Annotated in this window: 16 protein-coding genes, 1 rRNA gene and 1 pseudogene (1 of these 18 cut by a window edge); 8 read left to right on the top strand and 10 right to left on the bottom strand. The window is 41.8% G+C overall.

Annotated elements, in window-relative coordinates; genetic code table 11:
* Positions 1-720: 720 nt before the first annotated feature.
* From KN1_RS11805 to KN1_RS11815, 3 genes are all read right to left on the bottom strand, one after another.
* Complete coding sequence (locus KN1_RS11805; RefSeq protein WP_221287856.1) at positions 721-1,905, bottom strand: hypothetical protein; 1,185 nt, start codon at positions 1,903-1,905, stop codon at positions 721-723.
* Positions 1,906-1,938: 33 nt separating this feature from the next.
* A complete protein-coding gene (locus tag KN1_RS11810; protein WP_221287857.1) occupies positions 1,939-2,121 on the bottom strand; it encodes a hypothetical protein in 183 nt (60 codons plus the stop codon).
* A 270-nt stretch (positions 2,122-2,391) separates the two neighbouring features.
* On the bottom strand, positions 2,392-2,544 hold the full coding sequence (locus KN1_RS11815) for a peptide-methionine (S)-S-oxide reductase (RefSeq protein ID WP_225905681.1): 153 nt from the start codon (positions 2,542-2,544) through the stop codon (positions 2,392-2,394).
* Positions 2,545-3,178: 634 nt separating this feature from the next.
* Between KN1_RS11815 and KN1_RS14810 the strand changes: the two genes are divergently transcribed.
* From KN1_RS14810 to KN1_RS11825, 3 genes are all read left to right on the top strand, one after another.
* Positions 3,179-3,631, top strand: a complete 453-nt coding sequence (locus KN1_RS14810) for an ATP-binding protein (protein WP_225905682.1) — start codon at positions 3,179-3,181, stop codon at positions 3,629-3,631.
* A gap of 69 nt (positions 3,632-3,700) precedes the next feature.
* Positions 3,701-4,489, top strand: a complete 789-nt coding sequence (locus KN1_RS14815; protein ID WP_225905683.1) for an ATP-binding protein — start codon at positions 3,701-3,703, stop codon at positions 4,487-4,489.
* A gap of 31 nt (positions 4,490-4,520) precedes the next feature.
* Positions 4,521-5,258, top strand: coding sequence for a hypothetical protein (locus KN1_RS11825; protein ID WP_221287858.1), 738 nt, complete (start codon positions 4,521-4,523; stop codon positions 5,256-5,258).
* 353 nt (positions 5,259-5,611) lie between these two features.
* On the opposite strand, the gene KN1_RS11830 is transcribed toward KN1_RS11825, so the two are convergent.
* The 6 genes and pseudogenes from KN1_RS11830 to KN1_RS11855 form a co-directional block, all read right to left on the bottom strand.
* Complete coding sequence (locus tag KN1_RS11830) at positions 5,612-6,115, bottom strand: hypothetical protein (RefSeq protein WP_221287859.1); 504 nt, start codon at positions 6,113-6,115, stop codon at positions 5,612-5,614.
* Positions 6,116-6,377: 262 nt separating this feature from the next.
* A pseudogene (locus KN1_RS11835) lies at positions 6,378-7,094 on the bottom strand (IS1/IS1595 family N-terminal zinc-binding domain-containing protein).
* Positions 7,095-7,348: 254 nt separating this feature from the next.
* Positions 7,349-7,747: a nucleotidyltransferase domain-containing protein gene (locus tag KN1_RS11840; RefSeq protein WP_225905831.1), complete on the bottom strand. Its 399-nt coding sequence runs from the start codon at positions 7,745-7,747 to the stop codon at positions 7,349-7,351.
* Entirely contained in the window at positions 7,725-8,156 is a 432-nt protein-coding gene (locus KN1_RS11845; RefSeq protein WP_221287861.1) for a DUF86 domain-containing protein, read from the bottom strand. The genes KN1_RS11840 and KN1_RS11845 overlap by 23 nt, the downstream gene beginning before the upstream one ends.
* Before the next feature lie 187 nt (positions 8,157-8,343).
* Complete coding sequence (locus KN1_RS11850) at positions 8,344-9,192, bottom strand: hypothetical protein (protein ID WP_221287862.1); 849 nt, start codon at positions 9,190-9,192, stop codon at positions 8,344-8,346.
* Between the two features lie 104 nt (positions 9,193-9,296).
* On the bottom strand, positions 9,297-9,854 hold the full coding sequence (locus tag KN1_RS11855) for a hypothetical protein (protein WP_221287863.1): 558 nt from the start codon (positions 9,852-9,854) through the stop codon (positions 9,297-9,299).
* Positions 9,855-10,023: 169 nt separating this feature from the next.
* Here KN1_RS11855 and KN1_RS11860 point away from each other — a divergent pair, with 169 nt between their 5' ends.
* The 5 genes from KN1_RS11860 to KN1_RS11875 all read left to right on the top strand — a co-directional run bounded on the left by KN1_RS11860 (position 10,024) and on the right by KN1_RS11875 (position 14,255).
* Positions 10,024-10,746, top strand: coding sequence for a hypothetical protein (locus tag KN1_RS11860; RefSeq protein ID WP_221287864.1), 723 nt, complete (start codon positions 10,024-10,026; stop codon positions 10,744-10,746).
* Positions 10,747-10,803: 57 nt separating this feature from the next.
* The gene (locus KN1_RS11865) at positions 10,804-11,697 is read left to right on the top strand and encodes a hypothetical protein (RefSeq protein ID WP_221287865.1); all 894 of its coding nucleotides are present in this window, start codon (positions 10,804-10,806) and stop codon (positions 11,695-11,697) included.
* A 1,259-nt stretch (positions 11,698-12,956) separates the two neighbouring features.
* A complete protein-coding gene (locus KN1_RS14820) occupies positions 12,957-13,634 on the top strand; it encodes a hypothetical protein (protein WP_225905684.1) in 678 nt (225 codons plus the stop codon).
* Positions 13,627-13,773: a hypothetical protein gene (locus KN1_RS14825; RefSeq protein ID WP_225905685.1), complete on the top strand. Its 147-nt coding sequence runs from the start codon at positions 13,627-13,629 to the stop codon at positions 13,771-13,773. The genes KN1_RS14820 and KN1_RS14825 overlap by 8 nt, the downstream gene beginning before the upstream one ends.
* Positions 13,758-14,255 carry an ATP-binding cassette domain-containing protein gene (locus KN1_RS11875; protein ID WP_258712652.1) on the top strand — a complete coding sequence of 166 codons (498 nt, stop codon included), beginning with the start codon at positions 13,758-13,760 and terminating at the stop codon, positions 14,253-14,255. The genes KN1_RS14825 and KN1_RS11875 overlap by 16 nt, the downstream gene beginning before the upstream one ends.
* A gap of 426 nt (positions 14,256-14,681) precedes the next feature.
* Here the strand turns inward: KN1_RS11875 and KN1_RS11880 are convergent.
* A 23S ribosomal RNA gene (locus KN1_RS11880) occupies positions 14,682-16,512 on the bottom strand (it continues 1,196 nt past the right edge of the window).

The following is a 16,512-nucleotide window of genomic DNA, read 5'->3' on the forward strand; positions in this document are numbered from 1 at the left end:
TTTAATATTAAAATTTTTATTGTACTAATATTAATAATGTTGGTCAAGATTTTATGAATAAGTTTTAGGGTCTGAACTGAGTTATTTTTCATTGTTAATATAAATATTTTTCCTCGTTCATACCACATTTCTATGACGAAAACGAGCCCCATTTTAATGTGGACAAAAAGAGTAAAAACTACAGAGATGAGATCTTTGTGCCTTTAGGCCCGAAGGAGCTCCATGGCACATCTACAAGGTGATTAAGGCTAAGTCCCTGCACCAGATCATGAACGAAGATAAAAAGGTTGAAATGAAGGAACAGCCACAAACGGAGTAGTCTCCTCGGCTGGGAAAACATAGCCTAAAGGAGAGCTTAAGCTAGACGTGGCTAATCCCTACCGTCAAATCGAACATCATAAAAACCGCTGATAATGGCAAGGGACAGGGGTAATAGGAATAGACGCATCGGAAGAGTACTCATAGTCCATTTATAGTAAATGGGGAGGTAATTTAACGCCCCGCCGTGTGAGCTACAGCCACCTAGTATAACTTATCCGTTCTAGACGCAGATAATCTCAATATAATTCTAAAAACTTCTTTGCAAGTATTATCGAATAAAGACTATATTATGACGTCTCCAAAGTATAGTCGGACATATATAGCCTAACGGCTACATTATGAACCCGCTCAAAGTAAAAAGCTAACATAAAGTAAATGGTTTGAGAGGCTATGCAGTTTTTATTGCTTCAACACATTTTTAAATACCAACAGAGCGAGGACAATATAACCAAGTAATAGAAATGAGGCGACTATTACAACATCCTTTTGCCCCACTAATAGTTCTAGAAAAGATAATAAAATATTCCCCAAAGCACCGAAAATACTACCTAAGGTCGCAAGTAAGCCGTTATAAGACGCAATAACCTCTTTAGGTATTTTCACCTGGAAAATAGGGCTTATAAATGAGCTGTAAAGGGTCAAGAAGAGCCAATAAAACAGTATGAGGATTAAAGAAAACTGAGGCTGGACAAAGGCTAGAGAAACCAAAAGTATCACGGGGATAAGACCTCTGAAAAATATAAAAATATAATACAGATTATTTTTATATTTTTCAACATTAATTTTAGTAAAAATAAGGAGTGAAATACTACTGTATGCGATCGTCATTGAGTAGTAGACCATGTAGTTGAGGAAGAAATAAGACTGCGCAAAAAACACCAGAAAGACCGGTAATAAACCGCCTATAAAGTTTGCGAAAAGTGTATCTACAAAGAAGAACGTTACCGCTCGATCCTTTTTAAATACTGAAATTGAAAGGGAGAAGAGGAGTTTCGCACTACCGGTGCCTTTAGGGTATTTAATCTTGAAAATTAAAGGAGTATGTATTAACAACATGAATAAGCCGAGGACTAAAAGCAGTGACCTTAAACCGATCACGAAAAGGGTTAGGTACAAGAATACGATCGCCGAAGCGGTTCTTACAATGTTTACAGTAATCCACACCACTCTGTACTCTGAGGCAGAATTTACCAAATTCCTTAATACCTTTACGTGGTTTGTCCCCTTAAAAGAGTGTATAGTGATAATCACAGTATAAACTAAGAAAATAAAACCTGGTTCAAAACGGTAAAGGAAATAAAATAGTAAAAAAGAAGTCCCGCTTAACAGTGAAAGTATTAGATCGTACCTCCTAGTGTTTACTATATAATCTGTTAAGAAACCCGCTACACTACTCAGATGCCCTAACACGTAAGAAATGCTGAGTAAAACTCCTACCAGTAACGGGTTTTTAGTCTGTAAAAAGAGGTAAGCTGGAAATACTGTCGAGATGATCATTACAGGCTGTAGAAAGTGCTGTAAAAAGTAAAGCCTAACGTCGGTATTAGACAACATTTTACTCGGCTTATACTCCAACAGCTTCACCTAACTCGTGTTATCTAGGACGTCTTTACTCAATTACTTCAGAATTTCAAAATCGCGTATACCAGAGCATGAACTATATAAATCAGTCCATGACGGACTTGGCCCAGCTCCACATACTATTTCATACGCCACCCTTATTTCTGGATAGCGATATATTTCTTCACATATTGGTTCTATTTGCACCACATTTTCCATAGATTTTACTCTTTTTGTCATTAGTATTTAACTTACAATTCACCTTTAATATTTTTAACATACTGCCTTTAATATTTTTTTAGAAATAATGATGATATAGCTTTTAAGTATTCATAAAAAGCTATTTATAATCCCTATAAAAATATAAAAAGTTTTTATCGTTTCCTATCTACCGATACCATTACAAGAAGTTAAGCCCTTGGAAAAACCATAGTGCAGGATATACCGTTAATGCAATGTCCTATCGAAATAGTATCTGACGTATTTTTAGGCTTTTCTCACATTATTTTATCAATAGTTGCTATCTGAAGGGTGCCGCTTAATATTATCCTCAGGCACTCGACCGCCTGAATATCCCGGCCTAACGTCTATTACTCCCTTGACCCTAGAGAAGACCGCTTCGGTACACCAAAAACACCCGCCGCCTAATGTAGCTTTTTCCATAAGGTCTAATGCCCGTTTACAGTATTAAATTAATGTTAGGTAAAATTTTATACATATAAAGTTATGCCTTTTAACAAAAAGAGCCAGCACGGTGGAGGGAAAAGGAGGCACTCGGATCCCAGACCCATCCTTAACCTCGTCCCGACGATGGAAGACACGTCATCCAATTACCATAGTATAAGTCAATAGAAAAGGTTATCAATTCTAGAGAAAATACGAGATTTATACTCTAGTAGACTACATATACCGGAGAAAATAAATCATTTGTTTTGATTATACTCGGTCGGTTAATAAAGGGCAAGAGTACTTTGGTATAAAACGTACATATTCTCCGGGCAGAAGGACGACGTCTTGTCCTATAATGCCTGACTAAGTATACTAAGTTATATTTCTGGTTTTTTTTTTAAAAAAAAGAAAATATAACCGTTTTAAAACGTGGAGATTACCGATGAACTCTATAAGTCTACCCCATAATTCTATAGGTTTCTTACAAAGGAAATGTCCAAAGTCAACATAAACTACTAGATCCAACGTAAGCGAAACCACCGATGGGTTTGTCACATATGACAAACTAACCCCTACTTAATTTGTCACAAATAACAAACTTATTACATGGAGATACATATACCACAACGTGGACGAGGAACTACTAAAGATAATGTCAGAGTGGAACTTTTGGGGAGAAAAAGAGCCTAACGTAGGGGTAGAAAGGGATTGTTATAGAAGGAGAATATTAAAACTCTTGGAAAACGTAAAGGTCGTAGCGGTATCCGGGATAAGGAGGGCAGGGAAGTCCTTCATAGCAAGACAAGTGGTAAAAAAGTTAATAGTAGAAAAAGGCGTAAAACCGGAAGACACACTAATTATCAGGCTTGATGACGAGAGGTTGGTAAACCCAAACTACGAACTATTGCTCAAAGTCTACGACCTCTACCTGACCTACGTAAAAAAGGGTAAGGGACTAACCTTTCTAGTTATCGACGAGGCACAGGAAGTAGAGGGCTGGGAAAGGTTTGTGAGGGGGTTAGAAGAGAGGGATGAGGCAAGGATAATAGTCACCGGCTCATCTGCAAAACTCCTGAGCTAGGAGTTCACGTCACTCCTCTCAGGTAGACACGTAGAAGTAAGGGTAACCCCACTGTCGTTTAAAGAGCTGTTGAGGTTTAAGGGGATAAGGGTAGACAATACGTTGGAATTGGCAAAGAGACTTGACGTAATAAAGGGGACCCTTGCGGAGATGATAGAGTACGGTGGCTTTCCGGACGTAGTCTTACACCCAGAAGTCAGGGCAGAACTAATCCACTCATATTTCGACACAATAGTCGTTAAAGACGTGGTCAACAGATACGGCCTGAGGAGTGAGGAAAAAGTGAGGACTTTAGCCAAGTTTTACATCTCTTCATCCGCGTCAAAGGTAACGTATAACAGCGTATCAAAGTTCCTTAAAATACCGGTGAAGACAGTGGAGAGGTATTCAGAGTACTTAGAGAAATCATACCTAATCTTTTTCCTCAAAAACTACTCAGTATCACCCAAGGCAGTCGAAAACTCACCGAGGAAGGTCTATGTAATAGATAACGGCTTCCTGAAATACTTTTCCACAGCGTCTTTAGGGAGGGCGTTTGAGACGTTAGTAGTACAGCACTTACACAAATACGCGTTGGACAAGTTTTATGAGATATATTACTGGTCATCGGGGGACTCGGAGGTGGACGTGGTGATAAAGAACGGGAGGAAAATAGTACCGATACAAGTCACATACGAGTTAAACGAAAACAAGGAAAGGGAGGTAAAGGGGGTTAAGGTATTCAGAAAGTACGCTACTTTTGACACTGCATTAATACTCACGTTTGGACAAGAAGGGGAAATAGAAGGGGTAAAGGTCTTGCCCGCATATAAGTTCCTCCTTAGCCTGGAAAATATACTAGACCCGTTAACACAGTAAATATTTAAATTTAGAAATTTAGAGAAATGTTGTGTTCGCCCTAAAAATACTCAACTCCCAAGTGAGCTACGGCTACGACGTGATAGAAGTAAAAGAGAACATAACCAACAGCGAAGCGTTCATGAAGATAAACGGTGACACGATAGAGAGGTTCTCCCTAGACACACCGTATTATAAGATCACCGGGAAAAACGCCTACTTGCCTTCAAAGGAGATAAACCTGGCCGACGTAAAGTCGTTCCTGTACTCAGCGATAAAGAACATAATTAGGGAGGACAAGTACCCTATATTATCAGTAAGCAACGAAGGGGTGGTCTACGACTTCTCGGTACTAGACAGAGAGGTCAAAGTCACGGAAAAGACACTAAACGGGGTACACATACTCGCATCGGTACTGCAAAAACCCCTACTCAACGCACCGGTTAACTTACCCCTACCGCCGTGGGTCACACCGTTCAACCTCGTGTCGGCGATGATCTCGTTACAAGAAAAGCCAAAAGACGTGTTAAAGAAACACTTCCAACAAGTGACCAAGATCGAAACTGATAGTGGGTATATCGAGAAGAGCGGGCTAAAACTCATAAGGTTCTACCACGAAGGTGCTAAGAAAGTCCTCTGCTACACCCGGATGTTAGAGTATGTGTGTTTCGAAGACACCGGGACGGTAAACGAAGTCAGGATTTCCGATAAAGACGCTGAGAACATTATAAACGATATAATTTACGATTACGGTAAATGCGTGGTAGAAAAAGGGATGATACTAATATAAACTAACTAGTCCCTTCCCCATTTTACGATAAACCGTACGTGAATTTTATATACGGCTATCAAGCCACACGTCACTTTCTTTACCTTAAAACGTGACCAATTTTGGTTTAACCGCCTTCTCGGGCGAGTCCCTTTTGCGATCCCCATTTATCCAATTATGATAAGGGTGACTATTAAATATATACATTGTAATATTAATGCATAATACGCACAAAAACGTGAGACTACGGGTCTATAACTTAGTTTATAGAGAATAATTTTGAATTTACTCTGTTATTTATCTATGAATTATACTAATTCAAGACAAAACATCCCGACCTACAACGAATGCCTTAACGTCCCCCCCCCCCCACCTCACAACATCTCCAAATAGTTCCTCTTTATGAAATTAACAGTCTGGTCAGGGTTGATGATGTCTTCGAGTACAAACCTCCTTCCGTCCTTAGTAGTTATTTCTAAGGTACCGATAGTATATATGTCTTTAGAGACCATACGCATAGTCACTACAGGTTTCCCTTGTCCGTTCTCGGGCTTATAAGTCCGGCTCTCCAAAACATTTAAACCCGCTACATCACTCCAGCTCAATACCAAATTTTTGTCTTTATATAGTCCTTCTGTGCTAACAAAGTACCAGTGGTTTCCATTACCGCCTATATAGACCGGGTACAACGCATTTTTAGGGATCTTGCTGTTAATATAGGCACCTAACCCTATCGTGAGTATGGAAATTAAGGGAAGCGCAAATAAAGGGACTACACTATTAGAGGCCTTCCACAACAGTAACCCTACAGCGAAATAGGCAATAGCCCCTAAATAGAAGCCAAGGACATATCTCTTAGGGCTGACTTGCTTTACCATATAACTCTATCTAGATAATTTTAGTATATATATTTTACATGGTGAAACAATTCCACTGTGTAGGCCTCAATCCCTCTTCACCCGTTGCTGGCGAGAACTCCCATACCGTCACAGACCACATCCTCCCAACTGCTACAGACCCAGGTTTTTAGAGGCATTGACGTGTGGGTAGTTCATAGGTCCATTGGAAGTTTCAGTTTGTCCTATTAAGCTATTTTAACTGTTAACTATACGTCAAGTAAGTGTGGTCATAGTGCTATCATTAAGCTACAAATTCTGGGACTAGCCTTCTCTTCCACAAGACCAGCGCTATGGAATACTTCACCATGTTTATACTCCTGTTAACGGCCTTAGTAGCCCTCTTGAAACGTAAAAGCCTACCCCTAAGTGAAAGGACTCGTGGGGGTTATGGTTAAGACTACCGTGTGGTCCTTTAACCAAAAGTAAACGTCGTAATCACCGCTAACCCACCGTCGTCAGGCAAGTGGTCCTTGACCTCACGAAAAGTATCCTCGTCCCTATCACCCACAGAGTAAAGCCCGAGACTCGTGTACACGTAACAAGTAAAGGCCCACTTGTTGAAAGCCCTAGTCTCTGTGCAAGTACGTCCACACCTCGTCAACAGTAACGACCTTACCCTTGACCAACTATTTAGCCCTACTCCACAAGTCCACGACCTCCTCCTACTCCTGCCCACCATGACTCTTTACCCAAGTAAAAACAGTACCCAAAGGCACATTAAGCGCTCCAAAATAGCCCTCATACTCATGCCATTAGCCATCCTCAAAGCCTCCTCCCTCAACTCTTTGGAGTGGTGGTATGTCGCATCACCGAGGAAATACTTACCGCAATCCCTACATAGAAACCTCTGCCTACCCAGAGGCTTACCGCATTTAACGACGTGGTGACTACCACAAGAGGGACAAGCTATGTCATGGCTAATTACCGTTCCTACCCATAAGTAATACTCATTATACAAATACAAATAGCTTAATGACTGCACTATGTCCACACTCCTAAATTAAATAGAAAACTTTAATATTATTCATCTTATCTCACGTAAGTAGGCTTCCCCCTGGTTATGCCAATAGGAAAAACGCATACGAAGTCGTTATTGCCAAGTTAGATAAACTCGGGGAGTCCCCGTTTTACGGGAGTGAGACCCAAACTCCAGGACCGTTTTAGGAAAAGGTATAACAAAATAGTGTAGTAATAAGGTTCGACATAGATAAACTATTTAGGTAACAACGTCTTTACAGTCTCTATATCCATGTAGTCCTCAAGGTACGAGGCGTATAGCATTGCTCTTAAACAACACTCCCTTTCAAAGAGTAGTTTCCCCCTAAGCATGATTATTTTAAACTTTACTGGTGCATATTCTATAAACTTGACGTCCCCTTTGATCTTGGTTAGTTTTTCAATTTCATCATTTAAATCATCGGCATATAGCCATGAGTCCCTCCATGATACCTTATACCCCGTGTAAACCCCTATGTCTATGTCCCTGAAAACGGGAGACTGTACAAAACCCCCGTAAACGATCGCTAACAATATTTCCTTTTTCTCAAAGAGTAACCTCTTAATTTCCTCTAGGATTTTCTCCCTTTCATCAAAGGGGATTTTGTGGGTCACACTCAAAACTTTTCACCTCATTTACGAACTCGCGTAGAGTTTTAATAACCCATTCCTTACACTCGTTATATATTCTGATATCGTCCACAGCCCAGTATCGATGGATTATTATGTTCCTCATAGCTGAAATTTTCTTTAGCCCTTCTGAAACGTCCCTAGTCATTAACCCGTGGGCGTAAAGTTTATCAAACGCGTCCTTATACCCATCAACCATTTCATTAAAACACTTTTCCAAAATTATCACTGCAATATTAAATGCCGATTCTACTGAAAGAGATACAGAGTACCTTAAGGAGAAACGGTTGGTTAATGAGGAATAAAATTCGTTAATCGGTAGAGAAGTGATTTTCTCCATCTCTCCGATAGCTGTAAGGAGTTCTGAAATCAGGGAATTAAGCCTTTCCTCCACGATAGAGTGGTAGTTATAAGGCCTATAAATAGTTAGGGAGTGCGGAAGCAGTGTAGCTATCTCCTATAAGTTATGAAGTACTTCATCGTGTTTATACCCTATATTGTCCTATTGAAACGCCCGAGCCACCCCTAATCCAGTACCTCATTGGGGACATAATTTACTTTTAGACCCCCCCCCATCTCCATTAAGACAAACACTGACTTTGTGCTTTTTCAATCACACAGCTAACTAGATCACTTGCAATATCGCTCTCCGAATCAGACACATCTACTTCGTATATACAGTCGTCGATCAAGGAGTCAAGGATCCCCATACAGTACTCGATCATCCCCCTAGGCGCACCCAACCCCCTTAAATACTCCGGCAATAAAGTCTGAAGTTTATTCTTAGCGACCTCCACGGCCTTCTTAACCTTCAACACATAAGGCTCTGCCTCCTTAACAATCTCGTCTACGTCCTCACTCCAAAGAATATAGTTAATAACAGCATCTGCAATAGCCTTACTCACACCATACTTAGTCATAATAATACCGATAGCACTTTCCGCACCCGTTTCGTACTTCTTGCTCAAGGACAATATGTCCCCAACACCCAACATGTTAGCATATTCTTCCACAGCTTGGTCTGTATACTCACCGTCCACAGTAGAAGGCCTAGGGACGAAGAACAGGGGAGCCAATGGGAACTTATCCCCGGTTAGTTGCTGTAACAAGTTCTCGTTCAACGAGTATATAAAGCCAACAAGCCCGACCCTTTTACAACCACTAGCACACGAGTACGCTGAAAACACCGGTGCCCCGACAAGCATTTCGTTATAAGAAGTGTTTGAAGATAAAAGGCTGCAGAGATTTTGAGAGCCTAATAAGATAAAATTACACAAACCCTCGTCTAAACTCGCGGGGAATAGCGTGAAGAGCACTCTGGCTATATTGGCAATATTAGGGGGAACATCACTAATATTAGGGGGTATCGGAGTTAAGATAGCGAAATAGGGATAAGGCGGATAACTTGTTACTGACTGTAATAACTTCAATAATGGATCTGCTGTTAAATGCCCTCCAGAGAGATATATAAGAAGCCCTGGAATATCCGTATCTATGAATGAACGAGATGTGAATGCCGGTACATAATTAGCTATTATAGCCCCCCCCTCCCTGTACTCTCTATCCAGTCAAGTAATGGCCCCACTATAACCTCACTGCAGTCTACCGGCGGTTTCGGGCTCACCCACTGCCTAGAGATCCTTATCCCCTTAACTTGCAAGACTATAATATTTGACTGAGCAGTCCTAATTAACTCCCATATCGGTGACCCCTCGTCAGGACTTAATATAAATTCAGTTGACCCTTGAAACACGTGAAGTGACCTCCCACCGATCCAGTAATTTGATTTCCCTCCTATGTAATAGTAATTACCCTCCCTAGTACGTATAACTACACCGTGCCTAATAACCTGGAAAATGTTTTTTGCCCTTTTAGACACCCTACCGCTAACCGCTAATGCCGGGTATATTTCGAACTGCTGAATCCCCCCTTGAGTTAACAAGTTTTTTATCCCTACTGCAGTACAATTCGTTGTCTCCCTTACTATTGCATAGCCAATTGCTATAGTTATTGGTAGACCTAACTTCCCTAATAAACTGTTCAATTTGCTAATAAACTCCTCATCTACTGGAAAAGGAGAAGTCCCGCTCATATTTTAAATATCGATATTGACTATATAAAAACTCTTTTAATAAGATATAATTTAGCCTAACTACCCTTATTAATATTGATAGAGGACGCGAATATCTAGGCTAATTGAAAGTAGTTAGACACAACTTCAACCTGACAAAATTTAAATCAGAATTAGACATATTAACAGTATGCTAGTAGACGTTCACGGGAATATTGTAGTAGACGAGGATAAGCTAAGAAAACTACTCAAAGAAGGTGACTTTTACTCAATAAACAAGTCAAGTAAGGAGAACAGTGTAACTTTTATTATAAAGAGCAAAAACCATATTGAAAGCCTCATAAACCTATTAAGTCACATAGACAAGATATTTACTAATTTATATAAGTTTGAGGTGATATTTACTTATGATGACTATATTTATGGCTATGGTACAGTATTACACTTCGTCAAAAATAAAGAAAACATACACTATATACTGTATCCATACATCACCTTGGATAGGCTTAAAAAATACTATTACCACTCAAAAATAATAGTCTACACGGGAAAACGTAAAGAAGTAGACTACTCAGACATCAAACCCGTAACCCCTGAAGACATACCAAAAAAGGGAAGAGCAATACCAACAATATACGGGATCCCACCTCTAATTGCAGACGCAATTATTAACTACGTTACATGGTCGGACAACATAGCTCAAATGGTCAATGAAGCCAGACCTTATATTAAGAAAGCGCTAAACGTAATTAAACGCATAAAGGAATTAGCGAGAGCGACAAGAAATGATAAGGTACTAAAGTATATGGAAGAGTGTGTAGGGGCACAAAACTTTGAAAAGTTAGACGAAGATGACATCTACCAGAACGCGGTAGAGTGCATAATATACCAAATCACAAGCAAACCCGAATAACTACTTCTGTGTTCGCTTAAAGCAATTTAAATAACCCGCCATGACAACAAAAAGAACGTGGAAAAGCAATACGAACTGTTAAGTAAATTGACCGGCGTAAAGATAGACTTATCTGAATTATATGCAATAAGTAACCAAGGCTACAGTATTTACCCCGCCTTAGCCTCCACTGATAGGGCCTTATCTACTACAAAGAACGTGTTCCAACTGGTAAGGCACGGTGTAGTTATACGTACTAGTGAGGGAAATTACTATTACATAGGAGGGAAATCAAATTACTGGGCCGGAGGAAGAGCATTCCACGCTTTTAAAGGGTCTATAGAGTTCACCCTTTCCCCCTCCGGAAGCGAAAGCTCACCCCTATGGAAGATGATCAGAGAGGCAAAGTCAAACATTATAGTCCTACGAGTTAAAGCCATCAGGCTCTCAAAGGAATGGGTAGGCACTACTACTCCTACCAGTCCATCCCCTGTTGGGATAGTAGTAAGTTACACGCCTAAATTCTTAGCCAGACCGGACTTCGAGACTACAGTCCCCGGAGAGCTGGTCGACTTTTCTGGAGGAAAACTTACAGCAGACGGCTTACTTACAGCAATGCGGTACACATCTAGAAGACCTCCCTTCCCTTACCTCGTAGGGATAGCTGATAACGAATTACTCCTACCCTACCCTCCTAGTATAGAGTTATGCCAAGCCTTTATCAAAGACCCCACACTGTGCAAATACGTAGGACTGGAAAAGGGGTTCAATGAAATGTTAATTGGGGCCCCAGTGTTCTCAGCGAGAGGGCTTCTGGGGTTAGTAAACTCTTATATAAACGAGCTAGAGGGGAACATTTTACAACTTTCATATGTGCCGTTTAGGTACGAACTTACGGAGGAGGGTGTAGAGGAATTCGCAAAGGGCCTTGGCGTCGACGAGGTCTTACACTTAAGTAAAAAATACGTATAACAAACTAACGAAACATGTTACACTAAGTCCTTCGGGTCTATCCTCTTAATCCCGGGGATCCTATCATAAACATGGTCTGTAGAAATAATAGTTTATCACGGTCATAAAGCAAACAAGTCGCACATGATAAGCATCAAAAAAGACGTAATGTTGTACTGAGAAAACTAAAAGAACCAATTGCAGTCGGAACTCATAACATAACGTAGAAGAATAACACTGATAATTAATGGATATAATAAAAACGTTAATAAAGTACACCCCCACGGTTGTAAACCCAGTTCTGTTATAGCGGTAGTATGTAGTACCTCTTTATCTTAAAGACTCCTTATACTATATGATGAATCCATTCTTCGTCTAAACTTAAAATTACGTGTTCCTACGCATTCCTTAGCCTCTACATATTTAATGACGTTTAGCATGAATATCTTACCAAAAACCTTCTCTATGCTTAACCATTTAAAATCCAACTAAGCTTACTAACGTTATAAGATCTGCCTAGCTAGATTAGTTAGGCTAATAAAGGAAGGCATTTCATCCTTTTTTATCAGTTATTTTCTTTTTAAATCTAAATTTAATTCATCTACAGGGACCAAGAAGGTTCTTATGTTAAAAAGTTTTAAAAAAATAAGATTATTAATAAAATAGAGTTCAAACACAGGAAAATTATCATTTAATACCGTAAAATAGACTATATAATAAAATTTTTATACCTAATTTTATTAAAGAATTAATAGAGGAATGTGAGTATAAAAATATATAAATTAAAGGATAAATTGTTCTTAAGGGCATTACTATTAATATTCTATGTATAACATGATTTATAACTGGGTGAGTAAAATACATGTTTAAGCAAATTTTTAAGCAATTCTTATCAAGAGGCAGTATAAGAGATCTATCCATTTTTCTTCTAGTTCTTATATTATTTCTTCCAGTACTACATTTGTTCTTCTTCTCTTATTTCACCGGATTAGAAATACTTCAAATAGCTAAATCAAAATATGGTGACTTCCCAGTATTAAGTCTTTATCTTAATAACATTAGCATTAATTCACTAGTACTCGATTAGGTTAGAAAAGTCATTCGGTAATAACTCTTTAGTCCCCTTCGGGTACGTATACATAGGAAGTGGACATGGGGAAGCTGCAGTAGAAGCAGTCGCAGTAAATAATCTGAGCTTAGCAAAGGAAATTTTTCCTATTTCAAGTACAGTAGCATTTGGAAAATACCCAGAATATGGAGTATATTTAGTTGAAGGTGAAATGAACAAACTCGGTATTCATGCCGGCGAGAGTGTTATCGCGTATATAGGAAAAAGTAGTATTACCTTAAAGGTCGTTGGAGTGCTATATAATTCGTTCTTTTCTGCACAAGGTTTCGCCATAATACCTTTACATAACTTAACTGAAGAAGTAACCGCATTAGACAATGTTATAATCCTTAGCCACAACGAAACAGCACTACAACAGTTTAGCAATTTCTTATCTAGTATCAAATACGAAGGCTTACCCCTAACAGACTGGACTTCCATTACCATTTTTAGATACTCCTTCACAAACACATACGTACCCCTCGGGCAAATTATGAGAATCTTAATAATTATCGAAATTATCTACATCCTTATCTCATTACTTTTAATATTTAGAATTAGAAATAAACTCTCTAATATTATAGCCCTATTTATAATTAATGGCGTTGAAGAGAATAGAAGCTTTAAACTACTACTACCACCGTTTTTAGTTATAGGGGCTATCCCGTTACTCATCTACGTAAGTTACTATATTTTATATGACGTCTACTGGTACCCACTATCCATAGCATATCCTTTCGTATTAGCACTTACTGGTCTAATAATCTCTTCAGTCTTAATAGAATATTATACAATATTCTCTGCCTATACCAATCAACATAAGTTCTTAAAGGTGAGGGGCATTGAGTGAAGTAGTCAAAATAAACGCTATAAAGAAATTTAATGACTTCAAACTTGAGGTCAATTTCAGTGTAAAGGAAAAGGTCCTAATCCAAGGCCTAACGGGTCTGGGAAAACCACCCTGCTTTATCTCATTTACGGAGTCCTAAAACCCGATTCCGGATATGTAACAGTATTCAGTGAGAGTCCCGATGTAAAATTAAGGCAAGATAAAATGTACATGTTAGAAGAATATTTAATATTTCTAGAGAATTTGACCTTAAAGGAGAACTTAAAATTCATAACGTCAATAAGGCATTTTAACGTTGATAAAGTAGAGGAATTAATTAATAAGTTCAACTTGCCCCTTCACAAAAAACCTTACCAACTAAGCTCAGGTCAAAGAAGACTATTTAAGTTAGCCTTAGCCTTCTCGTCAGAAGCAAAATTACTACTACTCGACGAACCTACCTCTAACTTAGACTTAGAAAATTCCGAGTTTGTTAAAAATATGATAAAAGAATATAAAGGCACCGTAATTTACGCCTCTCACGACACCCTACTAAAAGAACCAGCTGATAAAACAATATATTTAAGAAAAGGAGAAATAGAAAAGACCGAAATTAAATCTAATTGGGACAATGGAAAATAATACGATATATTGTCTACGTTCACCTAATTTTAATACCTCCCCTCTTCCCTCCTCACATCACTAACAATTAGGTTACACCCCGCTTATTACTTAACCCTTTTTCTTCACTCTCAACCTACACCTCCTCATAACCCTCTCTACAGCTCATTTTCAGCAAGCTCTTACCCACGCCCAAACCAGCCCCGATTATACCAGAAGTAGTAAACAGAGAGCCAATACCAGAATACCTATAACGACCTACACACATCGACAATTATAACAGAACCAGCCTTAGCCAAACACTCAGGGGGATATTACCATACCTCACCTCGCCAACTTTAACCGTGCCCACATACTTTTTTCGTATCATATTAATTCTAGAATTAGTAGTAAAAATTAGTAGGGCTCTCGACTGGTACCAGACGACTTTCGCTTAACCGCCTAGGGAAACTTAAGGGCTAGGCTGATTGGGAGTGGCGGGCTGAACCCCTCGGCGAAAGCCTCGGGGCTTACACCCCCACCCCATCAACCCCCTCTTCTAGGGGAAGCCCTGGCGGTTACCCGCCTGACCGCCTCTTTTAGGGGAGGGGTTCCCGCTTAGATGCTTTCAGCGGTTACCCCTCAGGGCGCGGCTGCCCGGCAGTGCCCTACCGGACAACCGGTAAACTGGAGGCCCCGGAACCCTGTTCCTCTCGTACTAGGGGTTCCTTTCCCGCAGGCGGTCCGCACTCCCTACCCTTAGAGTCCGACCTGTCTCGCGACGGTCTAAACCCAGCTCACGCTCCCCTTTAACGGGCGGGCAGCCCTACCCTTGGGGGCAGCTGCACCCCCAGGGTGGGAAGAGCCGACATCGATGTAGCAAACCGCGGGGTCGATGTGAGCTCTCGCCCGCGACGACCCTGTTATCCCCGAGGTAACTTTTCTGTCATGCCCGGCCCCCATACGTGGGGACACGAGCGTTCGCTAGGCCGCGCTTTCGCGTCGAGGCCCCGTGCTTGGAAGGGCCTCGTCAGGCCGGCTTTTGCCCTTGCACTCTACGGCGGCGTTCTGTACCGCCTGAGCCGACCTTTGGGCTCCCGTGTTATCCTTTCGCGGGAGTGCCGCCCCAGCCGAACCGCCCACCTGACACTGTTCCCCTTTCGGGGTTAGTCCTCCGAGCACTCATGGGTGGTGTTTCACTTTCGGGTCCCCCACCCCCGAAGGGATGGGTTCGACCCCTCCCACCTACGCTACGCATAAGTGCCCGGAGGACAATGCCAGGCTGCGGTGAAGCTCTACGGGGTCTTCTCTCGGTGTAGGGAGTTGCCGGACTGTGCACCGGCTCAGGGCGTTCACGGGGCCCCAGGCTGGGACAGCGGGGACCGCGTTGATCCATTCATGCGCGCCGGAACTTACCCGGCAAGGCATTTGGCTACCTTAAGAGGGTCAGAGTTACCCCCGGCCTTCAGCGGGGCTTCGCCCGGTTGAACCCGGGTTTCACCGGACCGCCAGTGGCCAGGATTTAGCCCCCGTACACACCCTTTCGGGCTAGCGGGGACCTATGTTTTTATTAAACAGTCAGGTCCCCCTTGTCACTGCGACCTATCAGGGCCGTTTTGCGACCCTGATAGGCACCCCTTCTTCCGAAGGTACAGGGCTAATTTGCCGAGTTCCCTAGCCTGGGTTACCCCCCAGACGCCTTGGGCTTCTCACCCAGGGGCACCAGTGTCGGTTCTAGGTACGGTCTCCCCCGATCGCTCCGAGCTCCCTTTTCATGGGGACCAGGAATCAGAGGAACCCTCCTAACGGAAGGCCCATCACACCTTCACCCCCTTCTCACCATTACGGCTCTCCGGGGGCTTAAGTGCTTGGGTAGGGCGGTTGCCCTACTCCTCCTATCCCGATCCGTCAGGAGCCCGGCTTGCGTTACCGCACCTACGGGGGAGGCAGGGGAATATTAACCCCTTTCCCTTTCGGCAGGTACCTATTAGGCCCTGCCTTAGGACCGGCTAACTCCTGACTGACGACCATTGTCAGGAAACCCTTGCCCTTCCGGCGGAGGGGATTCTCACCCCTCTTCGCTGTTACTGCCGCCGGGATCTGCACCTGCGGCGGGTCCAGTGGACCTCACGGCCCACCTTCTGCCCCACCGCAGCGCCCCCCTACCTAGTGAGGCTCAGTGAGCCCCACTACTCGGGTCTCGGCAGCCGGCTTGAGCCCCGACCAATCCTTCGGGGCCCCCAGCCTCGGCGGGTGAGCTGTTACGCACTCCTTAGAGGATGGCTGCTGCTGGGCCCAC

The sequence above is a fragment of the Stygiolobus caldivivus genome (genome assembly GCF_019704315.1).
Taxonomy (GTDB): Archaea; Thermoproteota; Thermoprotei_A; order Sulfolobales; family Sulfolobaceae; genus Stygiolobus; species Stygiolobus caldivivus.